Source organism: Ancylobacter sp. IITR112 (assembly GCF_041415945.1).
GTDB lineage: Bacteria > Pseudomonadota > Alphaproteobacteria > Rhizobiales > Xanthobacteraceae > Ancylobacter.
In genome coordinates this window covers 1,645,206-1,668,967 of sequence record NZ_JBGCUS010000001.1, presented here as the reverse complement: position 1 = coordinate 1,668,967, position 23,762 = coordinate 1,645,206, and the positions used below count along the sequence as shown (strand labels likewise).

The window sequence follows — 23,762 nt, the reverse complement described above, 5'->3', positions numbered from 1 at the left end:
CATGGACGGCAAAGCCACCAAGAGCGACGCACCCCTTCGCGACCGGCCCCTGCGCTCCCGCGCCTGGTTCGACAACCCCGACAATATCGACATGACCGCGCTCTATCTCGAGCGCTACCTCAATTTCGGCCTCAGCCAGGAGGAGCTGCAGAGCGGCCGGCCGATCATCGGCATCGCCCAGACCGGCTCCGACCTCTCCCCCTGCAACCGCCATCATCTCGAACTCGCCAAGCGGGTGCGCGACGGCATTCGCGAGGCCGGCGGCATCGCCATCGAATTCCCGGTCCACCCCATTCAGGAAACCGGCAAGCGTCCCACCGCCGGGCTCGACCGCAACCTTGCCTATCTCGGCTTGGTCGAGGTGCTCTATGGCTACCCGCTCGACGGCGTGGTGCTGACCATCGGCTGCGACAAGACCACGCCCGCGCTGCTGATGGCGGCGGCCACCGTGAACATTCCCGCCATCGCGCTCTCGGTCGGGCCGATGCTGAACGGCTGGTACAAGGGCGCGCGCACCGGCTCCGGCACCATCGTCTGGAAGGCGCGCGAATTGCTGGCGGCGGGCGAGATCGACCATGCCGGCTTCGTCAAGCTGGTGGCGTCCTCCGCGCCCTCGACCGGCTATTGCAACACCATGGGCACGGCGACGACGATGAACTCGCTCGCCGAGGCGCTGGGCATGCAGCTTCCCGGTTCCGCGGCCATCCCGGCGCCCTATCGCGACCGGCAGGAAGTGGCCTACCGCACCGGACTGCGCATCGTCGAGATGGTGCATGAGGATCTGAAACCGTCCGACATCCTCACCCGCGACGCCTTCCTCAACGCCATTCGGGTGAACTCGGCCATTGGCGGCTCGACCAATGCGCCGATCCACCTCAACGCGCTGGCGCGCCACGTCGGGGTGGAACTCTCCATCGACGACTGGCAGACCTATGGCGAGGAGGTGCCGCTGCTGGTGAACCTGCAGCCGGCCGGCGAATATCTTGGCGAGGATTACTATCATGCCGGCGGCGTACCGGCGGTGGTGAACCAGCTGATGGGCCAGGGCCTCATCGCCGAGGACGCGCTCACCGTGAACGGGCGCAGCATTGGCGAGAACTGCGCCGCTACACGCATCGAGGACGAGGCGGTCATCCGCCCCTATGACCAGCCGCTGAAGGAAAAGGCCGGCTTCCGCGTGCTGCGCGGCAATCTGTTCTCCTCCGCCATCATGAAGACCAGCGTCATCAGCGCCGAATTCCGCGTGCGCTACCTCTCCAACCCCGACGACCCGGAGGCCTTCGAGGGCCGCGCCATCGTCTTCGACGGGCCGGAGGATTATCACGCCCGCATCGACGATCCCGCGCTCGCCATCGACGATGGCTGCATCCTGTTCATGCGCGGCGCCGGCCCCATCGGCTATCCCGGCGCGGCGGAAGTGGTGAACATGCGGGCGCCGGACTACCTCATCAAGGCCGGCGTCCATGCCCTGCCCTGCATCGGCGACGGGCGGCAGTCCGGCACGTCGGGCTCGCCCTCCATCCTCAACGCCTCGCCGGAAGCGGCGGTCGGCGGCGGGCTCGCGCTGCTGCGCACCGGCGACCGCGTGCGCATCGATCTCCGGCGCAACAGCGCCAATATGCTGGTGCCGGAGGAGGAGCTTGCCCGCCGCCGCGCCGAGCTGGACGCAGCCGGCGGCTATGCCTACCCCGCCAGCCAGACGCCGTGGCAGGAAATCCAGCGCGGCCTCGTCGGCCAGCTGGAAACCGGCGCCGTGCTGGAAAACGCGGTGCGCTACCAGCGCATCGCCCAGACCAAGGGGATGCCGCGTGACAACCATTAGCGCGCCCGCTCCCGAGACGGCCACCGTCGCCCTCCTCTGCGCCGAGCGCTGCCATCTCGGCGAGGGCCCGGCCTATGACGCGGCGATCGACACCGCCTGGTGGTTCGACATCGTGGAGAAGCGGCTCTATGAGGCGCGGCTCGCCACGGGCGACATCACGGTGCACGCGCTTCCTGTCATGGCCAGCGCCCTGGCTCTTGTCGATGCCGAGCGCCAGCTGCTCGTCACCGAGGCCGGGCTGATGCTGCGCGACATCGCCTCCGGCCGGCTGGAAACGCTGGCCGCGGTGGAGGCCGACAAGGGCGGCAACCGTTCCAACGACGCCCGCGTCCACCCTTCCGGCACCTTCTGGTTCAGCACCATGGGCCGCAACGCCGAGACCGGCGCCGGCACCGTCTATGCCTTCCATGCCGGCGCGGTGGTGCCGCTGTTTCCCGCCGTCACCATTCCCAACGCCATCTGCTTCTCACCCGATGGAGCCATCGGCTATTTCGCCGACACGGCGATCGGCGAACTCTACCGTGTGCGGCTCGATCCCGGCTCCGGCCTGCCGCTGGAAGCCCCCACCCTTCTCCACCGCCATGGCGGCGAAGGCGGGCTCGATGGCGCCGTGACCGATGCCGAGGGGCTGATCTGGTGCGCCATCTGGGGCGGGGCGCGGCTCAACGCCTATACGCCGGCGGGCGATCTTGTCCGCAGCGTGCCCACCCCGGCGCACCAGACCAGCTGCCCGGTCTTTGTCGGCACGGGGTTCGACCGCGTGCTCGTCACCTCGGCCTGGGAGCACATGGACGACGACGCCCGCGCCGGCGACCCGGAACATGGCCGCACCTTCCTGCTCGACATCGGCGCCAAAGGCCGCGCCGAGCCGCGCGTCCTTCTGGGGGCGCGGTGATGGGCGGCGTCTCGCACATCGTCGTCGACTGGGGCACGTCGAGCTTCCGTCTCTGGGCGCTCGACGCCGGGGGCGCCGTGCTGGCGGAACGCCGCAGCGCGCAGGGGCTCGCTGCCTCAGGCGCCGAGGGCTTCGAGACGGTGCTGGAATCCCATCTCGCCGCGCTCGACATTCCCGACGGCGTGCCCGTCATGATGTGCGGCATGGTCGGCTCGCGCGCCGGCTGGGTCGAGGCCGCCTATGTTGCCACCCCCGCCGGGCTCGACGGGCTGACGGAGCAGGCGGCGCATGTGCCCTCCGCCCGACGCCTCATCCGCATTCTGCCCGGCATCGCCCAGCGCGGCGCGGCGGGGGCCGATGTCATGCGCGGCGAGGAAACCCAGCTTCTGCCGCTGCTCCGCGACGGCTTCGCCGGCACCGCCTGCCTGCCCGGCACCCACTCCAAATGGGTGCGGGTCGAAGAGGGCGCGGTCGCCGGCTTCGCGACCTTCCTCACCGGCGAACTGTTCCATTTGCTGCGCAGCGCCTCCGTCGTCGCGCCGGCGGTGGAGGGGGCGGCGCCCGTCGACCCCGCATCGGCGGATTTCGCCACCGGCGTCGATGACGGCCTCGCCGCGCCGGAGCTGCTCGGCCGCGACCTGTTCCGCCTGCGCGCCGGCTGGCTGCTGGACGGCGCATCGCCGGAGGCGACGCTGGCGCGGCTGTCCGGCCTGCTCATCGGCGCGGAACTCGCCGGCGCGGCCCGCATCGCCGGCACGGGCCCGGTAGCGCTCATCGCCTCCGGCGCGGCGGCGGCGCTGTACGGCACCGCGCTGAAACGGGCCGGGTTCGCCGCCGTCACCCTTCACGACGCCGAAGCCTGCGTGCGCGCCGGACTGCACGCGGCGGCGCTTCGGGCGTTCCGGCTGGAAAGGATCTCTGCATGAACGCCCCCTTCGCCCCCCGCGTGCCCTGGCCGCAGCTTCGGCGCGGGCTGGTGGCCATTCTGCGCGGCCTGCGCCCGGAAGAGGCGGAAGCCATTGTCGGCGCGCTCATCGAGGAAGGGCTGGAGGCGATCGAGATTCCGCTCAACTCGCCCGATCCCTTCGCCTCCATCGAGGCCGCTGCCCGGCTCGCCCCAGAGGGCGTGCTCATCGGCGCCGGCACGGTGCTCACCGTCGAAGAGGTGGACCTGCTCGACTATGCCGGCGGCCGGCTGATGGTGAGCCCGAATGTCGACGCAGCGGTGATCGCCCGCGCCGCCCGCCACGGCATGGTGACGATGCCCGGCGTGCTGACCCCGACCGAGGCGTTCGCGGCGCTGAAGGCGGGGGCCTCGGGGCTCAAATTCTTCCCCGCCAATCTGCTTGGGCCCGCGATCATCCAGGCGATTTCCGTGGTGCTGCCGCCGGGCACGGTGGTCGGCGCGGTGGGCGGGGTGGGTGAGGCGGAATTCGCCGCCTATGCGCGCGCCGGCATCCGCACCTTCGGCCTCGGCTCCAGCCTCTACCGGCCCGGCGCCACCGCCGCCGAGGTGCGGGCGAGGGCGCGGGCCATGGTCGCGGCCTATGACGCGGCCTTTCCGACCGAAACACGAGGCGGCGGATGAACCGCGCGCCTTTCCGCGGGCTTCCCCGCCAAGAAACCGGACCGCCCAAGGCGGCCGTTGAAAACACCAAAGTTGAAACGCTCAAGGAGCTGACGATGAAACGCCTGACGACGCTTTTCTCCGCAACCGCCTTCGCGCTGGGCGCGCTGGCCCTCGCCCTCCCCGCCTCGGCGGCGGACAAGGGCACGGTCGGCATCGCCATGCCCACCAAATCCTCCGCCCGCTGGATCGCCGATGGCGACAACATGGTGAAGGTGCTCAAGGAGCGCGGCTACAACACCGATCTGCAATATGCCGAGGACGACATCCCCAACCAGCTCGCGCAGATCGAGAACATGGTGACCAAGGGCGCCAAGGTGCTTGTCATCGCCTCCATCGACGGCACCACCCTGTCGGACGTGCTGAAGCAGGCGCATGACAAGGGCATCAAGGTCATCGCCTATGACCGCCTGATCCGCGAGACGCCCAATGTCGATTATTACGCGACCTTCGACAATTTCCAGGTCGGCGTGCTGCAGGCGCAGTCGCTGCTCAAGGGTCTCGGCTATCCCGAGAACAAGGGCCCGTTCAACATCGAGCTGTTCGGCGGCTCGCCGGACGACAACAACGCCTATTTCTTCTATGACGGCGCCATGTCGGTGCTGAAGCCGCTCATCGACAATGGCACGCTCAAGGTCGCGTCCGGCCAGATGGGCATGGACAAGGTGTCGACCCTGCGCTGGGACGGCGCCACCGCCCAGGCCCGCATGGACAATCTGCTGAGCGCCTACTACTCCGACAAGACGCTCAACGGCGTGCTCTCGCCCTATGACGGCCTCTCCATCGGCATCCTGTCCTCGCTCAAGGGCGTGGGCTATGGCTCGGGCGACATGAAGATGCCCGTCGTCACCGGCCAGGACGCGGAAGTCCCGTCGATGAAGTCGATCCTCGCCGGCGAGCAGTATTCCACCATCTTCAAGGACACGCGCGAACTCGCCAAGGTGACGGCCGACATGGTCGACGCCACCCTGTCGGGCAAGGAACCGACGGTCAACGACACCAAGACCTATAATAACGGCGTCAAGGTCGTGCCGTCCTATCTGCTCAAGCCCGTCGTGGTCGACAAGGACAATTGGGAAGCCGTGCTGATCGGCTCCGGCTACTACAAGCCCGGCCAGATCAACTGATCCCCCTACCCGCCTTACGCCGCGCCGGCCCCGTGCCGGCGCGGCCCGGCTTTTGGACCGATCCATGAACGCTCTTCTGGAAATGCAGGGCATCAGCAAGCACTTCGCGGGTGTGCGGGCGCTGAGCGATGTCACATTCTCCGTCCGGCCCGGCGAGATCCACGCCCTTGTCGGCGAGAACGGCGCGGGCAAGTCGACGCTGATGAAGGTGCTGAGCGGGGTCTACCCGCACGGTTCCTATGAGGGCGCCATCGTCTTCGACGGCGAGGAGCGCCGCTTCGGCGACATCACCGATTCCGAGGCGCTGGGCATCATCATCATCCATCAGGAACTGGCGCTGGTTCCGCTGCTCTCCATCGCCGAGAACATCTTCATCGCCAACCCGCCCGGCCGCTTCGGCATCATCGACCGCGGCGCGGTGCAGCGGCGGACGCGCGACCTGCTCGCAAAGGTCGGGCTGGACGAATCCCCGGACACGCTGGTGACCAATATCGGGGTCGGCAAGCAGCAACTGGTGGAGATCGCCAAGGCGCTGTCGAAGAAGGTGCGCCTGCTCATTCTCGACGAGCCCACCGCCAGCCTGTCGGAAAAGGACAGCGCGGCGCTGCTCGACCTGCTGCTGGAGTTCAAGGCGCAGGGCATCGCCTCCATCCTCATCTCGCACAAGCTGAACGAGGTCTCCAAGGTCGCCGACCGCATCACCGTGCTGCGCGACGGGCGCACCGTCGACACGCTCGACTGCCATGAGGGCGCAGTGGAGGAGGATCGCATCATCTCGAAGATGGTCGATCGCGATCTCGAACACCGCTACCCCAAGCGCCAGCCCAGCATCGGCGAACCGATCTTTCGGGTGAGCGACTGGTCGGCCTATCACCCGCTGCATTCGGACCGGCAGGTGATCCGAAACGTCGATTTCGAGGTCCGGCGCGGCGAGATCGTCGGCATTGCCGGGCTGATGGGCGCCGGCCGCACCGAATTCGCCATGAGCATTTTCGGCCGCTCCTGGGGCCAGAAGATCAGCGGAAGGGCGGAGATGGAGGGGCAGCCTGTCGACCTCTCCACCGTGCGCCGCGCCATTGACGCCGGCCTCGCCTATGTCACCGAGGACCGCAAGCATCTGGGCCTGCTGCTGGCCGAGGACATCGCCAAGAACGTCACGCTGGCCAATCTGCCCGCCGTCGCGCCGGGCCGGGTGATCGACGATCTGAAGGAACTGCGCGTCGCCTCCGATTACCGCGCCCGCATGCGCATACGCTGCCACAGCGTCTATCAGGAGACCGGCAAGCTTTCCGGCGGCAACCAGCAGAAGGTGGTGCTGTCGAAATGGCTGTTCACCGACCCGAAGGTGCTGATCCTCGACGAGCCGACGCGCGGCATCGACGTCGGCGCCAAGTACGAAATCTATTGCATCATCAACGAGCTGGCGGATGCCGGCAAGGGCGTGGTGGTGATCTCCTCCGAAATGCCGGAACTGCTCGGCATCTGCGACCGCATCTGCGTGATGAATGAGGGCGCCTTTGTCGGCGAATTCCCCGGCGCTGAAGCCTCGCAGGAGAAGATCATGCGCGCCATCATGCGCAAGGGAGAGCAACGCCCCATGGAGGCATTGGCATGAGCGACACCGCTCTCAAGGACAAGGCGAGCCACGCCGGCTTCCTGAAAAACAACCTGCGCGACTACGGGATGCTGATCTCGCTGTTCGCCATCATGATCTTTTTCGAGGTGGTGACCAACGGCACGCTGCTGCGCCCGCTGAACCTCACCAATCTGGTGCTGCAGAACAGCTACATCGTCATCATGGCGCTGGGCATGCTGCTCGTCATCGTCACCGGCCATATCGACCTCTCGGTCGGCTCGGTGGCCGGCTTCATCGGCGCGGTGGCGGCGGTGCTGATGGTGAAGTTCGGCGTCCATTTCATCCCGGCGACGCTGATCTGCCTCGCTCTTGGCGGGCTGATCGGCGCGGCGCAGGGCTATTGGGTGGCCTATTTCAAGATCCCGTCCTTCATCGTCACCCTGGCCGGCATGCTGGTGTTCAAGGGGCTGGCGCTGGCGATCCTGGCGGGGCAGTCGGTCGGGCCGTTCCCGCCCACCTTCCAGAAACTGTCCTCCGGCTTCATTCCGGAACTCGTTCCCGAGGCCGCCGGGCTCTACCCGACCTCGCTTGCCATCGGCGCGCTGCTGGCGCTCGCCATGGTGTGGCTGAATTTCCGCGGCCGCGCCCGGCAGGAAGCCCACCACATCCACACCGAGCCCTATGGCTTCTTCCTCGCCAAGAACGCGCTGCTGTTCGCGGTCATTCTCTATTTCGCCTATCTCATCGCCTCGCATCGCGGCCTGCCGAACGTGCTGGTCATCATGACGGCGCTGATCGCGCTCTATGCGTTCGTGACCACCCGCACCACCATCGGCCGGCAGATCTATGCGGTGGGCGGCAATGAGAAGGCGGCCAAGCTCTCCGGCATCAAGACCGAGCGGCTGACCTTCCTCACCTTCGTCAATATGGGCGTGCTGGCGGCGCTGGCCGGCCTCGTCTTCGCCGCGCGGCTCAACACCGCGACGCCGAAGGCCGGCCTCGGCTTCGAACTCGATGTCATCGCCGCCTGCTTCATCGGTGGCGCCTCGGCCTATGGCGGCGTCGGCCGCGTCGGCGGCGCGGTCATCGGCGCGCTGATCATGGGCGTGATGAACAACGGCATGTCGATTCTCGGCATCGGCATCGACTACCAGCAGGTGATCAAGGGGCTGGTGCTGCTCGGCGCCGTCTGCCTCGACGTCTATAACCAGCGCCGCGCCTGAGCGGAGCGGCACCCGGCCCCCGCAGGGGCGGGCGGGTGCCGCGTCCCGGCTTGACAAGGGCGCCGCGCTGGGGGACCCCGGTTGTCCGCACCCCACCCCGCACCCGGCGCGCCATGTTCCGCTTCCTGCATTCCAGCGACCTGCATCTGGGCAAGCGCTTCGGCAATTTTTCCGGCGACCTGCCCGGCCGGCTGCGCGAGGCGCGCCATGGCGTGATCGCCCGGCTGGCGCAGCACGCGCGCGAGCAGGGCGCGGGCACCATCCTGCTCGCCGGCGACACCTTCGACACCGAAACCCCGGCTCCGGAGGTGCGGCGGCAGGCACTGGCGGAAATGCGCCACCACGCGCCGCTCACCTTTGTGCTGCTGCCGGGCAATCACGATTCGCTGCAAGCCGCGCCGCTGTGGGCGGCGCTGAAGGCGGAAGCGCCGGACAATGTGATCCTCGCCACCGAGCCGCGCCCGCTGGACCTCGCCCCCGGCGTGGTGCTGCTGCCCGCCCCCTGCACCACCCGCCGGCCGGGCCGCGACCTCACGGAGTGGATGGATGCGCACCCGACCCCGGAGGGCACGCTGCGCCTCGGCCTCGCCCATGGCGCCATCCGCTCCTTCTCCGAGGACGCGGTTGCGGGCGAGGTGATCGCGCCCGACCGCGCCCGCCGCGCCGGCCTCGCCTATCTCGCGCTCGGCGACTGGCACGGCGCGGTCGAGGTCGACGCGCGCACCCGCTACAGCGGCACGCCGGAGCCAGACCGCTTCAAGCATGGGGCGCCCGGCACGACGCTGCTCGTGCGCCTCGCCGGTCCCGACGCCCTGCCTGAGGCGACGGCCCTGCCGACCGCCAGCTTCGCCTGGCGCGACCTCGACCTGCATCTGCTGGAAACCGACGACCCCGAGGCGGCGCTCGCCGCCCTGCTGCCGGAGCCGCGCGCGCGCCGGCAGACGCTGGCGCGGCTCATCGCCACCGGCCGCACCCGGCTCACAGGTGAGGCTGCGCTGGGGGCCGCCGTCGCCGCCGCCGCGCCGGACTTCGCCTTTCTGACGCTCGACCTTGCCGACCTCGCCACCGCCTGCGAGCCGGGCGATCTCGACCGCATCGACCGGGCCGGCGCGCTGCGCGAGGCGGCGGAGGCACTGCTGGCGGAGGCCGGCGATGCCGCCCGCTCGGCGGAAGAGCGCGAGGTGGCGCGGGCGGCGCTGGCGCGGCTGTTCTCCTATGCGCAGGGGCACGCGCCATGAAGATCTCCGCGCTGCGGCTGTTCAATGTGAAGCGCTTCGCCAATCGCGGCGTCGCCATCGAGAACATTGGCGACGGCGTCAACGTGCTGTGCGCCGCCAATGAGTTCGGCAAGTCGACCAGCTTCGAGGCGCTGCACGCGCTGTTCTTCCAGCCGCACAGCGGCACGCCGGGCGATGTGCAGCGGCTGCGGCCCTATAGCGGCGGCAGCCCGCTGGTCGAGGCCGACATCACCACGCCCGACGGGCGTTACCGCCTGACCAAGCAATATTATGCCGGCCGCTCCGCCCGCGTCACCGATCTCGCCACCGGCCGGCTGCTGGCGCAGGCGGACGAGGCGGAAGCCTTTATCGCCGGGCTGATCCGTGGCGGCACCGCCGGCCCGGCCGGGCTGCTGTGGGTGCGGCAGGGCCTCACCGGAATCGAGAAGCGCAGCAAGTCGGAAGAGGACAGCGAGAAGCAGGTGCGCGCCAGCCTGCTGGAATCGGTGCAGGGCGAGGTCGAGGCCGTCACCGGCGGGCGGCGCATGGCGGAGATCATGGCCGCGACCGCCGAGGCGCTCTCCGAACTCGTCACCGCCACCGGCCGGCCGAAGGCGGGCGGGCGCTATGCCGCCGCGCTCGACGCCCGCGACCGGCTCGCCGAGCAGGAGCAGCGGCTGGCGGCCGATGTGCGGGCCCTGCGCGAGGCGCTCGACCGCCGCGCCGTCGCGCTGAAGCGGCTCGCCGAGCTGGAACAGGCCGGGGAACGCGAGGAGCGGCGCCGGGCGGTGGCCGGCGCGCAGGCGGCGTTCGAGGCGGCGAAGGCGCAGGGCGAGGCGCTGCGCACCGCCGAGGCGGAAGAAAAGCTGGCGCGCGAGCGCCGCGACGCCGCCCTGCGCGAGCATTCCGCCTTCCGCACCATGCTCGCCACCTCGGACAGCCACGAGGCCGCGCTGCGGGAGGCCGGGCAGCGGCGCGTTGAGGCCGTTGCCCGCCGCCAGTCCGCCGGGGCGGAGCTGCAACGGGCGCAGGCCGAACTGGCGGCGGCCGAAGCAGCGGAGGATGCGGCGCGCCAGCGCCTCGCCCGCGGCGAGGCCGCGCTCAGGGCGCGGGAGGCGCAGGCCCGGCAGGCAGCGCTGCGGGAACGCCTCGCCGACGCGGAAGCCACACGCAGCGCGCTGGAACAAGCCGAGGCGGCGATGGCGCGGGCGACACTCCCCGCCGCGGCGATCGACGAGCTGCAGGCGCTGGAAATCGAGCTCGCCCGGCTGAGGGCGGTGGAAGAGGCGGCGCGCCCCTCGGTGGTGGTGGCTTATGAGCCGGGTGCCCACGCCCGCATCGTCATGGATGCCGCCCCGCTGGGCGAGGGCGAGGAGCGCGGCTATGACGGGCAGGCCCGCCTCGTCATTCCCGGCCTCGGCACCCTTGTTCTGCGCTCCAACCGCCAGCCGCAGGCCAATAGCCGGCTGGAACAGGCGCAGGCCCGCCATGGCGCGCTTCTCGCCGCGCTCGGCGTGGATGACCTCGCCGCCGCCCGGGCCCGGCAGGCAAGCGCCCAGCAGATCGAGGCGGAGCGGCGCGAACTGGCCGGCCGGCTGGCGCTTCTCGCCCCGGAAGGGCTGGCGCGGCTGCGCGAACAGGCGGCGATGGCCGAGGGTGCCCCGCCGGCTGAGCCGGAGGAGGACATCGCCGCGCTGCGCGCCGTCCTCAACACGGCCGAGCAGCGCCGCGCCCTCGCCCGGCAGGCGCTGCGCGCCGCCGAGCCGCCGCGCGCCCGCGCCGACGAAGCCTTCGTCGCGGCGGAAACCGCGCTCGCCGCGCTCACCGCCGAGCGGGCGCAGATCGACGCCGTGCTCGGCCCGGCGGAGAGGCGCGGGGCGCGGCTCGCCGAGCTGGCCGAACGCCGCGACACGCTCGAACACGCCCATGCGGACACTGAGGCGGTGCTGCGGCGGCTGCGCGCCGGCGCGGTCGATCTTGAGGCCGCCGAGGCGGCGCTGCGCCGCGCCCGCTCGGTGGAGGACGCCGCGACCAAGGAAGCCGCCGCGCTACGCGAGACCATTGCCGGCCTCAACGCCCAGATCGCCACCCGCGCCGACGAGGCGGTGGAGGAGGGCTGGGGCGAGGCGAAGGAGGCGCTCGCCGCCGCCGAGGCCCGCGTCGCCGGCTTTGCCGCCGAGGTGCGCGTGCTGCAGCGCCTCGCCTCGGCGCTGGAGACGGCGCGGGCGCAGGCGCGCGATCTCTACCTCAAGCCGGTCATGGCCGAACTCACACCGCTGCTCGGCCTGCTGTTCGACGATGCCGCCATCACCTTCGACGACAGGACGCTGCTGCCACAGACGCTGCGCCGCAACGGCCATGAGGAAGAGGTGGAGCGGCTCAGCGGTGGCATGCGCGAACAGCTCTCGGTGCTCACCCGCCTCGCCTTCGCCCGCCTTCTCGCCCGCGACGGGCGGCCGGCGCCGGTCATTCTCGACGATGCCTTGGTCTATTCCGACGATGACCGCATCGAGCGCATGTTCGATGCGCTGCACCGCCAGTCGCGCGACCAGCAGATCATCGTCTTCTCCTGCCGCCAGCGCGCCTTCCAGAAGCTCGGCGGCCATGTGCTTGCTATGACCGACTGGCAGCCCGAGCGGAGCTAGAACCGCACCACCTTGCCGGGGTTCATCAGGTTGGCCGGGTCGAGCGCGGCTTTCAGCGCCCGCATCATGTGGAGCTTGGCGGGGTCGCCATAGCGCTCCAACAGGTCGAGCTTGACGGTGCCGATGCCATATTCCGCTCCGAAGGAGCCGCCCATCGCCACGGCGAGGTCATAGAGGCGCGGCGACACCTCGCGCTCGAACCACGGCTTGTAGACGCCGGGCTCGGCGCCGACCGGCGCCACCACGTTGAAATGCACATTGCCGTCGCCGACATGGCCATAGATCGACAGCCGCCCGCCGGCGCCGTGCGTCTCCACCAGCCCGCTCGCCTCGGTGATGAAGGCCGGCAGCCCCGAGGTCGGCACGGAAATATCGTGCTTGAGCGAGCCGCCATTGGCGACTTCCGCCTCGGGAATATGCTCGCGCAGATACCAGAGCTGGTCGCGCTGCTGCCCGCCATTGGCCAGCGTGCCGTCGCTCACCCAGCCCTCGCCCATCGCCTCTTCGAGAAAGGCCGCCATCGCCTCCTCAAGCCCGAGCAGCGGCGAGCAGCTCTGCGCCTCCATCAGCACATAATGCCGCGCTGCCGTCTCCAGCGGATGCCGCAGCCCCGGCTGGGCGGCGAGCAGCAGGCTGAGCGAATGGTGCGAAACATATTCGAACGAGGTGATGTTCTCGCCGGTCAGAATCTGCGCGCGGGCGAGCAGCGTGGTCAGCGCGCCGATCTCCTCGATGGCGAGGAAGGCAGTCACCGTCTGCGCCGGTTTCCGCGCCAGCTTCAGCGAGGCGGCGGTGATGATGCCGAGCGTGCCCTCGGCGCCAAGCAGCACCTGCTTCACGTCATAGCCGGTGTTGTTCTTGCGCAGCGGCTGCAGCACGTCGAGCACTTGCCCGTCCGGCAGCACCGCCTCCAGTCCCAGCACGAGGTCGCGGGCCATGCCGTATTTCAGCACGGAAATGCCGCCGGCATTGGTGGAAAGCGTGCCGCCGAGCTGGCAGGACTGGCGTGAGCCGAGATCGAGTGGCAGCATCAGCCCGGCTTCGTCGGCGGCCTCCTGCAGCACGCTCAGCACGCAGCCGGCCTCGGCGGTGAGCGAGAGATTGGCGGCGTCGAGCGCGCGCACGGCGTTCAGCCGCTCCAGGCTCAGCACCAGTTCCCCGCCGTCGGGCGAGGGGGTGGCGGCGGCGCAATAGGAGGTGTTGCCGCCCTGCGGCACCAGCTTCACGCGGTGTTCGGCACAGAGGGCGACGATGGCCTGCACCTCCGCTGCGGAGCGCGGGCGCAGCACCGCGCGGGCGGCGCCGGTGCGGAAGCGGCGGAAATCGGTGAGATAGCGCGCGACCACGTCCGGGTCGGTGACGGTGAGCTCCGCCGGCAGGCTGCCGAGTACGCGGTTGATCGGGTCCATGCGTGCCGCCCTTCTTACCCTGCCCTCGCGCGGGCCGGGGGGAGATAGCCCCGGCGCGGGGCGGCAGGCAAGCCGTCGCGTGAGGGCGGCGCTCAGATGCGGGCGAGGATGGCGCCGGCGAGGCGGGCGACGGTGGCGACATGGGCGTGGCTCGCCGCATAGGCGCCCTCCCCGTCGCGCCGCACCAGCGCGGCGTGCAGCAGCCGCATTTCGGCGATGGCGTCGGCGTGGCGGCCGGTCTGCGCGATGGTCATGGAGCGTAGATGGTTGATGCGGGCATTGAGCGAACGCACCACATCCCACGCCACTTCCTTGCCGGCGGCGACGAACAGCTTCTCATAGAATTCCGTGGTTCGCCGCAGCACCTCGCGCGGGCTGCCGGTGCGAAAGGCGGCGTCGATCTCGTCGATCACCCCGCCAAGCTCGGCAATCGCCGCCTCCGGGGCGTTCAGCGCGCAGGCCCGCGCCGCCTCGCTCTCCAAGAGTGCGCGGATTTCATAAATCTGCGCCGCCTGCGCCGGGTCGGGCTTGGTCACCGCCGGGCCCTGATGCGGAATCGTCTCCACCAGCCCCTCGGCTTCGAGATGGCGCAGCACCTCGCGCACCACACTGCGGCTCACCCCCAGCCGCTCGCAGAGCTGGCGCTCGACCAGCCGCTCGCCGGGCTTGAAGCGGAAATCGAGAATGGCGTCGCGCATTTTCTCCAGCGTCAGGCTGCGCAGCGTCGGCACGCTGCGCTCGACCTTCATCTCTTCGCCGGCAGCGTTGGATTCGGTAGTCGCGACCATGGCTGTCTCCGTTCCCGCCTCTTGTCGCCCGAGCGGCGCGGGATGACAATTGACTCGATTGTCTTATGGTATACCATCATACGGAACTTGAGGCCATCGTCGCTGAACGACTGCCCGCATGGCGCCGCTCAGCCCGTCTTTCGTGAGACCGATCATGCCGTTGCAGCTGCGCAAGCTCGTCACCTATGCCGAGACCACTTTCATCGAGGGCGGCCGCGCCGCCGCCTCGCCGCTGCGTCTCTATGCGGCGGCGGCGGTGCTCACCAATCCGTGGGCGGGGCGCGGCTTCGTCGACGACCTTAAGCCGGAGATTCACGACATCGCCCCCCAGCTCGGCGCGCTGCTGACCGAGGAAATCCTGCGCATGGCCGGCTCGGGCGAGGCGGTGGAAGCCTATGGCAAGGCGGCGATCGTCGGCACGTCCGGCGAGGTGGAGCACGCCTCGGCGCTGATCCACACGCTGCGCTTCGGCAATCACTACCGCAAGGCGGTCGGCGCCAAGAGCTATCTCGCTTTCACCAACACGCGCGGCGGCCCGAACGCTTCCATCGCCATTCCGCTGATGGACAAGCTGGATGAAGGGCGCCGCTCGCACTACCTCACCATCCAGTTCGCCATAAACGACGCGCCGGCGCCGGACGAGATCGTCGTCGCGCTCGGCGCCTCCATTGGCGGGCGGCCGCATCACCGCATCGGCGACCGCTATCAGGACCTGAAGGAACTCGGCTCCACCCAGGGCCTCGACGCCGCCCCGGCGGACGGCTCCCATGGCTGAGAGGCTCACCCTCGCCTATGCCGGCCGCGACGGCGCCCCCGCTTGTGTCGCCTATCGCCGCGCGGGCGTGGCGGGGGCGCCGCCGGTGGTGCTGATCCATGGCGTCGGCATGGCGAACGAGGTGTGGGCGCCGCAGATCGACGCGCTGGCGGCAAACCATGACGTGATCGCGCTCGACATGCCCGGCCATGGCGGCTCCAGCCTGCCGCCGGAAGATGCGCGCCTGTCCGATTACGCCGATCAGGTGGTGGCGCTGCTGGACGGGCTGGGCCTGCCCTCCGCTGCGCTGGTCGGTCATTCCATGGGCGCGCTGGTGGCGCTGGAAGTGGCGCTGGCGCATCCCGCCCGGGTGCGCGCCGTCGCCGCGCTCAACGCCGTGTTCTGCCGCACGCCGGAACAGCGCGCCATTGTCACCGCCCGCGCCGGTTCGCTGGAGGCGGAAGGCCGCGCCGCCTCGCATGAAGCCGCCGTCGCCCGCTGGTTCGGCGCGCCGGTGCCGGTTGAGCTTGAGGCGAGCGCGGCGCAGGTATCCGCCCTGCTCGCGGCGGGTGATCCCGTCGGCTATGCCCGCACCTATGCGCTGTTCGCCGCTTCCGACGACGCCCATCGCGACCGGCTGTCCAGCCTCGCCGTGCCGGCGCTGTTCATGACCGCCGAGGGCGACCCCAACTCCACCCCCGCCATGTCGCGGGCGATGGCGGCGCTGGCCCCGCACGGCACCGCCGAGGTGCTGGAGGGCGCGCGCCACATGATGACGCTGACTCACCCCGCCGAGGTGAATGCGCGCCTGCTCGCCTTTCTCAATGCCCCGGCCGCGCCGTTCGACGCGAAAGCCTTCCGCCGCGCGCTCGGCGCCTTCCTCACCGGCGTGACCGTGGTGACGACCCGCAATGCGGCGGGCGAGATGCGCGGCTTCACCGCCAATTCCTTCTCCTCCGTCTCGCTCGACCCGCCGCTGATCCTCGTGTGCCTCGCAAAAACCGCGTCGAGCTTTCCGGTGTTCTCAGAGGCGGCGAACTTCGCCGTCTCCGTGCTGGCGGCGGAGCAGAAGGACGTGTCGGCGCTGTTCGCCTCCAAATCGCCCGACAAATTCGCCGGCGCGCCGTGGCAGCTCGGTCCGGCCGGCAGCCCGGTCATGTCTGGCGCGGCGGCGTGGTTCGACTGCACGCGCCATGAGGTGGTGGAAGCGGGCGACCATGTGATCCTGATCGGCCATGTGCAGGGCTTCGGCAGCAGCGATGCCGCCCCGCTCGGCTATTGCCGTGGGGCCTATGTCGATGTCTCGCTCGGCCTGCAGGCGCTGGCCAAGCGCGACGAACCGGCGCGTGTCGGCGCCATTCTGGAGGCGGACGGCGCGCTTTTGATGGTCGAGGACGGCAAGGGCGGGCTGAGCCTGCCCACCGGCTCCTGCCTGGAACCCGCCTCCAACCCGCGCAGCCTGCGCGGCGCGCTGGCCCGGCTCGGCGTCGAGGGCCACCTCTCCTTCCTGTTCGCGGTGTTCGAGACGCCCGCCGCCGGCGACGGCCCGCCCACCGTCTCGCTCTATTACCGCGGCAGCTTCGCCGGTACGCCGCAGGCCGGTGCGGTGCGCGTGCCGCTGGACGCGGTCGATCTCGCCCGCTTGGCCGACGAGGCCACCCGCTCCATGCTCGCCCGCTATCTGCGCGAACGGCGCGAGGATGCGTTCGGCATCTATGTCGGCGATGCCGCGCAGGGCGTCGTCCATCCCCTCGCCACCCAAGCGCCGCACTGAGTCACCGGGATCACCGCCATGAAGTTCTCCCTCTTCGTCCATATGGAGCGCACCGATCCCGCCATTCCCCATGCAAGGCTGTTCGCCGAGCTGGAGGAACTGGCGCTCACCGCCGAGGGCGCGGGCTTCGAGACGGTGTGGATCGGCGAGCACCACGCGATGGATTTCACCATCGCCCCCAACCCCTTCATCCAGCTCGCCCATCTCGCTGCCAAGACGAAGACCATCCGCCTCGGCACCGGCAATGTCATCGCCCCGTTCTGGCACCCGATCCGCCTCGCCGGCGAGGCGGCGATGATGGACATCGCCTGCGACGGCCGGCTCGATCTCGGCGTCGCGCGCGGCGCCTACAGCTTTGAATATGAGCGCCTGCTGCCCGGCCTCGACGCCATGGGCGCCGGGCTGCGCATGCGCGAGCTGGTGCCGGCGGTGAAGCAGCTTTGGGCCGGCGATTACGCTCATGAGGGTCAGTTCTGGAGCTTCCCCGCCTCCACCGCCTCGCCCAAGCCCGTGCAGAAGGACGGCCCGCCGATCTGGATCGCCGCGCGCGATCCCAACAGCCACGCCTTCGCCGTCGCCAATGGCTGCAATGTGCAGGTGACGCCGCTCGCCTCCGGCGATGGCGAGGTGGCGAGCCTGATGCAGCGCTTCAACACCGCCGTGACTGAGCATCCCGACGTGCCGCGCCCGAAGATCATGCTGCTGCAGCACTGTTTCGTCGCGGATTCCCCCACTGAAGCCGACCAGCTCGCCGACGATCTCTCCGCCTGGTACGGGCTGTTCGGCGCGTGGTTCGCCAATAAGCGGCCGATCCATCAGGCGATCATGGCACCGCTGACGCCGGAGGAGCGCGCCGCCGCCCCGCACTTCGCACCGGAGGTCGTCCGCAAGAATCTCGTCATCGGCGAGCCCGACGAGGTGATTGCGCGGCTCAAAGGTTATGAGGCGCTCGGCTTCGACCAGTTCTCGCTGTGGATCGACGCCGGCATCAGCCATGCGCGCAAGGCGAAGTCGCTGGACCGCTTCATCCGCCACGTCCTGCCGGCCTTTGCGTGAGGATGAAGCGATGACCGCGCTGCGCGACGATTTCCGGCTCTATATTGACGGCGCCTTCGTCACCGGCGGGTCGAGCTTCGAAAGCTATGACCCCGCCACCGGCCAGCCCTGGGCGGTGATGCCGGCGGCCACCAGCGCCGACGTGAACCGCGCCGTGGAAGCCGCTCACCGCGCTTTCGAGGCGCCGGAATGGGCCAACCTCACCGCCACGGCGCGCGGCAAGCTGCTGATCAAGCTCGGCGACCTCGTCGCCGCCCATGCGCAGGAACTCGCCGCGCTTGAGACCCGCGACACCGGCAAGATCATCCGCGAGACGCGGGCGCAGATCGGCTATGTCGCGGAATATTATCGCTATTTCGGCGGCCTCGCCGACAAGGTCGAAGGCTCCCACCTGCCTGTCGACAAGCCGGATATGGAAGCCTGGCTGCGGCGCGAGCCCATCGGCGTCGTCGCCGCCGTGGTGCCGTGGAACTCGCAGCTCTTTCTCTCGGCGGTGAAGCTCGGCCCGGCGCTGGCGGCCGGCTGCACCGTGGTGCTGAAAGCCTCGGAGGAAGGCCCCGCCCCGCTGCTCGCCTTCGCCCGGCTGGTGCATGAGGCCGGCTTTCCCCCCGGCGTCGTCAACATCATCACCGGCTTCGGCGAGGAGTGCGGCAAGACGCTGACCGCGCACCGCCTCGTGTCCCGCGTCGCCTTCACCGGCGGGCCGGGCACCGCGCGCCATGTGGTGCGCAACACGGCGGAGAACCTCGCTTTTACGACGCTGGAACTCGGCGGCAAGTCGCCGGTGCTTGTCTTCGCCGATGCCGACCTTGAGAGCGCGGCGAATGCGGTGGTGGCCGGCATCTTCGCCGCCTCCGGCCAGAGCTGCGTCGCCGGCTCCCGCCTCTTCGTCGAGGAAAGCGTCCGCGACAAGCTGCTCGCCATCCTCAGCGAGAAGGCGCGCCGCATCCGCATCGGCGACCCGCAGGAGCCAGCGACGGAGATGGGCCCGCTCGCCACCGCGCGCCAGCTTGAGCATATCGAGCAGGTCGTCGCCGCCAGCCTCAAAGCCGGCGCCACGCTGGTGACCGGCGGGCAGCGGGCGGAGGGCTTTGCGTCGGGCAATTACTACGCCCCCACCATCCTCGCCTGCGCCGGCAATGAAGTGCCCTGCGCGGCGGAGGAACTGTTCGGCCCCGTGCTCAGCGTCATCAGCTTCGAGGGCGAGGCCGACGCGCTCGCCAAGGCCAATGACAGCCCGTTCGGCCTCGCCGCCGGCGTGTTCACCCGCGATCTCACCCGCGCCCACCGGCTGATCCGCCGCCTGCGCGCCGGCATCGTCTGGGTCAACACCTACCGCGCCGTCTCCCCCATCGTGCCCTTCGGCGGCTACGGCCTGTCCGGCCTCGGCCGCGAGGGCGGGGCGGACTCGATCCGCGACTACACCCGCACCAAATCGGTCTGGCTGCGCACCTCCGACGCGCCGATCGACGATCCCTTCATCATGCGCTGAGGCCCCGCCATGCTCTACGAGATGCGCACCTATCGCCTGAAGACCGGCGCCGTCCCCGCCTATGTGAAGCTGGTGGCGGAAGAAGGCATCGCCCTGCAGAAGAGCCATCTCGGCCAGTTGGTCGGCTATTTCACCAGCGAGATCGGCCCGCTCAACGAGATCGTCCATATCTGGGCCTATGCCAGCCTCGATGACCGCGCCGCCCGCCGGGCGCGGTTGAACGCCGATCCCGCCTGGCTCGCCTTCCTGCCGAAGATCCAGGCGCTGATCGAGACCATGGAAAACAAGATCCTGCTGCCGACGGCGTTCTCGCCGCTGGACTGACGGCGCCCCGCGCCGCTCCGCCTTCCCTGAACGAACCGAGCGCCCCAACGCGCCGCCTTCCACGCCAAATGCCAACCAAAGGGGACTAACATGTCGCGCAGATCCCGGACTCTCGGAATTGCCGCCCTCGCCCTCGCCGCCGGCCTCGCCGGCGCGGCGGTGGCGCAGTCGGGCTCGATCGTCTTCACCAGCTGGGGCGGCACCACCCAGGACGCCCAGAAGAAGAGCTGGGCCGTGCCCTTCACCAAGGAAACCGGCATCACCGTCAAGCAGGACGGCCCGACCGACTATGGCAAGCTGAAAGCCATGGTCGAGAGCGGCAATGTCTCCTGGGACGTGGTGGATGTGGAGGCCGATTTCGCCGCCGCCGCCGCCAAGGACGGGCTGATCGAGCCGATCGACTTTTCCATCGTCAAGCGCGGCGAGATCGACCCGCGCTTCGTCACCGACCATGCGGTGGGCAGTTTCTATTATTCCTTCGTGCTCGGCTTCAACCCGGCGAGTCTCAAGGGCAAGGCGCCCAAGAGCTGGGCGGATGTGTTCGACACCAAGAGCTTCCCCGGCAAGCGCACCTTCTACAAATGGTCGGCGCCGGGCGTGCTGGAAATCGCCCTGCTGGCGGATGGCGTGCCGGCCGACAAGCTCTACCCGCTCGACCTCGACCGCGCCTTCAAGAAGCTCGACAGCATCAAGAAGGACATCGTCTGGTGGGGCACCGGCGCGCAGTCGCAGCAGCTGCTCGCCTCCGGCGAGGCGCCGATCGGCCAGTTCTGGAACGGGCGCATCTTCGCCCTGCAGCAGAGCGGCGAGAAGGTCGACCTGTCCTGGGAGCAGAACCTGACCGCCGCCGACATGCTGGTCGTGCCCAAGGGTTCGAAGAACAAGGAAGCGGCGATGAAGTTCATCGCCGAGGCCACCAGCCCCGAGGGGCAGGCGAGCTTCGCCACCGAGAGCGGTTATGCGCCTGTGAATGTGAAGTCTGCCGCGCTGATGCCGAAGGACGTGGCCGCCAACCTGCCGGACAAGCACACCGGCTCGCAGATCAATCTCGACATGGGCTACTGGGCCGCCCATCGCGACGAGATCGGCAAGCGCTGGTACGCCTGGCAGGCGGAGTGACCCTGCGGCACCTTGCCTGATGAGAGCCGCGCTCCCCGTCCCACGGGAGCGCGGCAAGGCGCCGGGCGAGGACGGGCAGCCCATTCCGTCCTCCTCGGCCTCATCGTCCACCTCACTGCACTCATCGAACCGTCCTGATCGAGCCCTCATGACCGTCACCGACGCGCCGATCGCCCGCCCTCCCGCCGCCGCACGTCCGCGCGCCGGCGGGATCGCGCCCGTAGTGCCGGCGCTCGCTCTGGTTGTGTTCGTCTTCGTGATTCCGGTGCTGGCGCTGCTGCTGCGCAGCGTGCTGGAACCGGCGCCGGGGCTGCAGAACTACGCCGCCTTCTTCGGTTCGACGACCTATCTCAAGGTGCTGGGGAACACCTTTCTTGTCGCTTTCACCGTGACGGCGGTGACGGTTCTTCTCGGCTTTCCAGTGGCCTGGTTCCTCGCCATCGCGCCGTCCTTCTGGTCGCGGCTGCTGTTCGCCATCGTCATCCTGTCGATGTGGACCAACCTTCTCGCCCGCACCTATGCCTGGATGGTGCTGCTCCAGCGCACCGGCATCATCAACCGCACGCTGATGGATCTCGGCCTGATTTCCGAGCCGCTGCCGCTGATCAACAACCTCGTCGGCGTCACCATCGGCATGACCTACATCATGCTGCCCTTCATGATTTTGCCGCTGCACGCCACCATCCGCTCCATCGACCCCGCCATCTTCCAGGCCGCATCCCTTTGCGGCGCCAGCCGTTTTCAGGCTTTCACGCGCGTCATGCTTCCCCTCACCGCCTCCGGCATCGCCGCCGGCGCGCTGATGGTGTTCGTCATGTCGCTCGGCTATTTCATCACCCCGGCTTTGCTCGGCGGCACCGCCAACATGATGCTGGCGGAACTGATCGCGCAGCTGGTGCAGTCGCTGCTCGACTGGGGGCTGGCGGGCGCGGCGGCGCTGGTGCTGCTGGTGATCACGCTCGCCATCTATATGGTGCAGCTTCGCTTTTTCGGCTTCGGTCAGGCGAGGGGCTAGGCGCCATGCTGCTCGATTTCGCCCGTCTCGGCCCCTGGCGGGTCGCCCTCGGCCTCATCGCCCTGCTGGTCGGCGCCTATCTGCTGCTGCCGATCCTGCTCATCGTCGCCCTGTCCTTCGGCTCCTCGCAATGGCTGCAATTCCCGCCGCCGGGCTGGACGCTGCGCTGGTATGAGGAACTGTTCGACGATCCCGAATGGATCGCCTCCTTCTTCACCAGCTTCAAGATCGCTGCCGTGGTGACGGTGCTGTCGGTCGGCATCGGATTGATGGCCTCCTTCGGCCTCACCCGCGGCACGTTTCGCGGCCGTGAGGCGCTCAGGGCGCTGTTCCTCACGCCGATGATCCTGCCCGTCGTGGTGCTGGCGGTCGCGCTCTACGCCTTTTTCCTGCGGCTGCACCTCAACGGCACGTTTCTGGGCTTCGTGCTGGCGCATCTGGTCATCGCCCTGCCCTTCTCCATCATCGCGATTTCCAATGCGCTGGAACGGTTTGACAGGGATATCGAGACCGCCGCCATCGTCTGCGGCGCCAGCCCGCTGGAAGCCAAGATCCGCGTCACCCTGCCCGGAATCCGCCTCGGGCTGATCAGCGCGGCGATCTTTTCCTTCCTCGCCTCCTGGGACGAGGTGGTGATCGCCATCTTCATGGCGAGCCCCGACCTGCAGACCTTGCCGGTGCGCATCTATGGCACGCTGCGGCAGGATCTCTCGCCGGTCATCGCCGCCGTCTCGACGCTGCTGATCGCCCTCACCGCCAGCCTCATGGCGCTTGCCGCCTTTCTCCGCAAGGACGCCCGCTCATGACCTTTCTGGAAATAGCGAATATTTCCAAGACGTTCGGCAATGTCACCGCCGTCAACGACGTGTCGCTGGAGATTGCGCGCGGCGAATTCGTCACCTTTCTCGGCCCCTCGGGCTCGGGCAAGAGCACGACGCTCTACATGATCGCCGGCTTCTTCGAGCCGACGCGGGGCGATGTGCGGCTGGAGGGGCGCAGCATCCTTTCCGAGCCCTCGAACAAGCGCAATATCGGCATGGTGTTTCAGCGCTACACCCTGTTCCCGCACCTCTCCGTGGCGGAGAACGTCGCCTTTCCGCTGCGCGTGCGCCGCCGCCCGGCGGCGGAGATCGCCCGCAAGGTCGAGGAGATGCTGGCGCTGGTGCGGCTGGAGAGTTTCGCCGGCCGCATGCCCGCCCAGCTTTCCGGTGGCCAGCAGCAGCGAGTCGCCCTGGCGCGGGCACTGGCCTACAACCCTCCGTTGCTTCTGATGGACGAGCCGCTGTCCGCGCTCGACAAGAAGCTGCGCGAGGAAATCCAGGACGAAATCCGCCGCATCCACCGGCAGACCGGCGTGACGATCCTCTATGTCACCCACGATCAGGAGGAAGCACTCAGCCTTTCCGACCGTATCGCCTTGTTCAATCACGGAAAAATCGAGCAGCTCGGCAAGGGACGCGAGCTCTATGAGGCTCCCCGAACCCGCTTCGTCGCCGATTTCATCGGCCATTCCAATTTTCTCGACTGTACCATCACCCGCAGCCAAGGTGCGTTCGCGGATATCACGCTTCCGGATGGCAGCGCGCTGGAAGGCGTCGCGGTCCACGGCGCTGCAACCACCGGCGGTAATGCTGGCTTGATGATTCGGCCGGATCGGCTCCGACTGTCGCCGCTCGGAGCCGTAAGTGGGCCCGGCATCGACGTGGTTCTGTCCGATGCCACCTTCATTGGCGAAACCTATCATTTCGTGCTGGTGACGGGCTGGGGCGCCAACGTCGATGTGCGCATGCCGGCGAGCCAGGTCCGCTCAGACGAGATCAGCATCGGCTCGCGCCTGCGCCTGCACTGGGACGCCGTCGACGGCCAGCTTTTCGGCGTTTGACCTGGCTCCGGCGCAAG

At 69.1% G+C, this 23,762-nt stretch carries 20 protein-coding genes; 18 read left to right on the top strand and 2 right to left on the bottom strand.

What is annotated here, in order from left to right; translation table 11 throughout:
* Position 1 precedes the first annotated feature (1 nt).
* From AAC979_RS08020 to AAC979_RS07980, 9 genes are all read left to right on the top strand, one after another.
* Entirely contained in the window at positions 2-1,822 is a 1,821-nt protein-coding gene (locus tag AAC979_RS08020) for an IlvD/Edd family dehydratase (RefSeq protein ID WP_371346284.1), read from the top strand.
* On the top strand, positions 1,809-2,717 hold the full coding sequence (locus tag AAC979_RS08015; protein ID WP_371346283.1) for an SMP-30/gluconolactonase/LRE family protein: 909 nt from the start codon (positions 1,809-1,811) through the stop codon (positions 2,715-2,717). The genes AAC979_RS08020 and AAC979_RS08015 overlap by 14 nt, the downstream gene beginning before the upstream one ends.
* Positions 2,717-3,643, top strand: a complete 927-nt coding sequence (locus tag AAC979_RS08010) for a 2-dehydro-3-deoxygalactonokinase (protein WP_371346282.1) — start codon at positions 2,717-2,719, stop codon at positions 3,641-3,643. The genes AAC979_RS08015 and AAC979_RS08010 overlap by 1 nt, the downstream gene beginning before the upstream one ends.
* Complete coding sequence (locus tag AAC979_RS08005) at positions 3,640-4,305, top strand: 2-dehydro-3-deoxy-6-phosphogalactonate aldolase (RefSeq protein WP_371346281.1); 666 nt, start codon at positions 3,640-3,642, stop codon at positions 4,303-4,305. The genes AAC979_RS08010 and AAC979_RS08005 overlap by 4 nt, the downstream gene beginning before the upstream one ends.
* 89 nt (positions 4,306-4,394) lie before the next feature.
* A complete protein-coding gene (chvE, locus tag AAC979_RS08000) occupies positions 4,395-5,471 on the top strand; it encodes a multiple monosaccharide ABC transporter substrate-binding protein (RefSeq protein ID WP_371349021.1) in 1,077 nt (358 codons plus the stop codon).
* Positions 5,472-5,535: 64 nt separating this feature from the next.
* Complete coding sequence (gene mmsA / locus AAC979_RS07995; RefSeq protein WP_371346280.1) at positions 5,536-7,086, top strand: multiple monosaccharide ABC transporter ATP-binding protein; 1,551 nt, start codon at positions 5,536-5,538, stop codon at positions 7,084-7,086.
* Complete coding sequence (mmsB, locus tag AAC979_RS07990) at positions 7,083-8,270, top strand: multiple monosaccharide ABC transporter permease (protein WP_371346279.1); 1,188 nt, start codon at positions 7,083-7,085, stop codon at positions 8,268-8,270. Before mmsA ends, mmsB begins: the two co-directional genes overlap by 4 nt.
* 113 nt (positions 8,271-8,383) lie before the next feature.
* A complete protein-coding gene (locus AAC979_RS07985) occupies positions 8,384-9,508 on the top strand; it encodes an exonuclease SbcCD subunit D (RefSeq protein WP_371346278.1) in 1,125 nt (374 codons plus the stop codon).
* Positions 9,505-12,132 carry an AAA family ATPase gene (locus AAC979_RS07980; RefSeq protein ID WP_371346277.1) on the top strand — a complete coding sequence of 876 codons (2,628 nt, stop codon included), beginning with the start codon at positions 9,505-9,507 and terminating at the stop codon, positions 12,130-12,132. Before AAC979_RS07985 ends, AAC979_RS07980 begins: the two co-directional genes overlap by 4 nt.
* Here AAC979_RS07980 and AAC979_RS07975 read toward each other — a convergent pair.
* Positions 12,129-13,541: an FAD-binding oxidoreductase gene (locus tag AAC979_RS07975; RefSeq protein ID WP_371346276.1), complete on the bottom strand. Its 1,413-nt coding sequence runs from the start codon at positions 13,539-13,541 to the stop codon at positions 12,129-12,131. The genes AAC979_RS07980 and AAC979_RS07975 overlap by 4 nt on opposite strands.
* Positions 13,542-13,633: 92 nt before the next feature.
* The gene (locus tag AAC979_RS07970) at positions 13,634-14,329 is read right to left on the bottom strand and encodes a GntR family transcriptional regulator (RefSeq protein ID WP_371346275.1); all 696 of its coding nucleotides are present in this window, start codon (positions 14,327-14,329) and stop codon (positions 13,634-13,636) included.
* Between the two features lie 154 nt (positions 14,330-14,483).
* Between AAC979_RS07970 and AAC979_RS07965 the strand changes: the two genes are divergently transcribed.
* From AAC979_RS07965 to AAC979_RS07925, 9 genes are all read left to right on the top strand, one after another.
* The gene (locus AAC979_RS07965; RefSeq protein ID WP_371346274.1) at positions 14,484-15,104 is read left to right on the top strand and encodes an amino acid synthesis family protein; all 621 of its coding nucleotides are present in this window, start codon (positions 14,484-14,486) and stop codon (positions 15,102-15,104) included.
* Positions 15,097-16,857 (top strand): alpha/beta fold hydrolase, encoded by a 1,761-nt coding sequence (locus AAC979_RS07960; protein ID WP_371346273.1) that lies wholly within the window; start codon positions 15,097-15,099, stop codon positions 16,855-16,857. The genes AAC979_RS07965 and AAC979_RS07960 overlap by 8 nt, the downstream gene beginning before the upstream one ends.
* An 18-nt stretch (positions 16,858-16,875) precedes the next feature.
* Positions 16,876-17,913: an LLM class flavin-dependent oxidoreductase gene (locus tag AAC979_RS07955; RefSeq protein WP_371346272.1), complete on the top strand. Its 1,038-nt coding sequence runs from the start codon at positions 16,876-16,878 to the stop codon at positions 17,911-17,913.
* A gap of 10 nt (positions 17,914-17,923) precedes the next feature.
* Positions 17,924-19,405 carry an aldehyde dehydrogenase gene (locus tag AAC979_RS07950; RefSeq protein WP_371346271.1) on the top strand — a complete coding sequence of 494 codons (1,482 nt, stop codon included), beginning with the start codon at positions 17,924-17,926 and terminating at the stop codon, positions 19,403-19,405.
* Between the two features lie 9 nt (positions 19,406-19,414).
* Complete coding sequence (locus AAC979_RS07945) at positions 19,415-19,729, top strand: NIPSNAP family protein (protein ID WP_018391084.1); 315 nt, start codon at positions 19,415-19,417, stop codon at positions 19,727-19,729.
* A 90-nt stretch (positions 19,730-19,819) separates the two neighbouring features.
* Positions 19,820-20,848 carry an ABC transporter substrate-binding protein gene (locus AAC979_RS07940; protein ID WP_371346270.1) on the top strand — a complete coding sequence of 343 codons (1,029 nt, stop codon included), beginning with the start codon at positions 19,820-19,822 and terminating at the stop codon, positions 20,846-20,848.
* A 148-nt stretch (positions 20,849-20,996) separates the two neighbouring features.
* Positions 20,997-21,863: an ABC transporter permease gene (locus tag AAC979_RS07935; RefSeq protein WP_371346269.1), complete on the top strand. Its 867-nt coding sequence runs from the start codon at positions 20,997-20,999 to the stop codon at positions 21,861-21,863.
* A 5-nt stretch (positions 21,864-21,868) separates the two neighbouring features.
* Positions 21,869-22,669 carry an ABC transporter permease gene (locus AAC979_RS07930; RefSeq protein ID WP_371346268.1) on the top strand — a complete coding sequence of 267 codons (801 nt, stop codon included), beginning with the start codon at positions 21,869-21,871 and terminating at the stop codon, positions 22,667-22,669.
* Positions 22,666-23,745, top strand: coding sequence for an ABC transporter ATP-binding protein (locus AAC979_RS07925; RefSeq protein ID WP_371346267.1), 1,080 nt, complete (start codon positions 22,666-22,668; stop codon positions 23,743-23,745). Before AAC979_RS07930 ends, AAC979_RS07925 begins: the two co-directional genes overlap by 4 nt.
* The last annotated feature ends 17 nt before the right edge of the window (positions 23,746-23,762 follow it).

Coding starts and splice junctions, on each gene's coding strand:
- AAC979_RS07930 (WP_371346268.1), top strand. CDS start 21,869: ATGCTGCTCGATTTCGCCCGTCTCGGCCCCTGGCGGGTCGCCCTCGGC.
- AAC979_RS07940 (WP_371346270.1), top strand. CDS start 19,820: ATGTCGCGCAGATCCCGGACTCTCGGAATTGCCGCCCTCGCCCTCGCC.
- AAC979_RS08020 (WP_371346284.1), top strand. CDS start 2: ATGGACGGCAAAGCCACCAAGAGCGACGCACCCCTTCGCGACCGGCCC.
- AAC979_RS07970 (WP_371346275.1), bottom strand. CDS start 14,329: ATGGTCGCGACTACCGAATCCAACGCTGCCGGCGAAGAGATGAAGGTC.
- AAC979_RS07960 (WP_371346273.1), top strand. CDS start 15,097: ATGGCTGAGAGGCTCACCCTCGCCTATGCCGGCCGCGACGGCGCCCCC.
- mmsA (WP_371346280.1), top strand. CDS start 5,536: ATGAACGCTCTTCTGGAAATGCAGGGCATCAGCAAGCACTTCGCGGGT.
- AAC979_RS07935 (WP_371346269.1), top strand. CDS start 20,997: ATGACCGTCACCGACGCGCCGATCGCCCGCCCTCCCGCCGCCGCACGT.
- AAC979_RS07980 (WP_371346277.1), top strand. CDS start 9,505: ATGAAGATCTCCGCGCTGCGGCTGTTCAATGTGAAGCGCTTCGCCAAT.
- AAC979_RS07985 (WP_371346278.1), top strand. CDS start 8,384: ATGTTCCGCTTCCTGCATTCCAGCGACCTGCATCTGGGCAAGCGCTTC.
- AAC979_RS07945 (WP_018391084.1), top strand. CDS start 19,415: ATGCTCTACGAGATGCGCACCTATCGCCTGAAGACCGGCGCCGTCCCC.
- AAC979_RS08005 (WP_371346281.1), top strand. CDS start 3,640: ATGAACGCCCCCTTCGCCCCCCGCGTGCCCTGGCCGCAGCTTCGGCGC.
- AAC979_RS07965 (WP_371346274.1), top strand. CDS start 14,484: ATGCCGTTGCAGCTGCGCAAGCTCGTCACCTATGCCGAGACCACTTTC.
- mmsB (WP_371346279.1), top strand. CDS start 7,083: ATGAGCGACACCGCTCTCAAGGACAAGGCGAGCCACGCCGGCTTCCTG.
- AAC979_RS07925 (WP_371346267.1), top strand. CDS start 22,666: ATGACCTTTCTGGAAATAGCGAATATTTCCAAGACGTTCGGCAATGTC.
- AAC979_RS07950 (WP_371346271.1), top strand. CDS start 17,924: ATGACCGCGCTGCGCGACGATTTCCGGCTCTATATTGACGGCGCCTTC.
- AAC979_RS07955 (WP_371346272.1), top strand. CDS start 16,876: ATGAAGTTCTCCCTCTTCGTCCATATGGAGCGCACCGATCCCGCCATT.
- AAC979_RS08010 (WP_371346282.1), top strand. CDS start 2,717: ATGGGCGGCGTCTCGCACATCGTCGTCGACTGGGGCACGTCGAGCTTC.
- AAC979_RS07975 (WP_371346276.1), bottom strand. CDS start 13,541: ATGGACCCGATCAACCGCGTACTCGGCAGCCTGCCGGCGGAGCTCACC.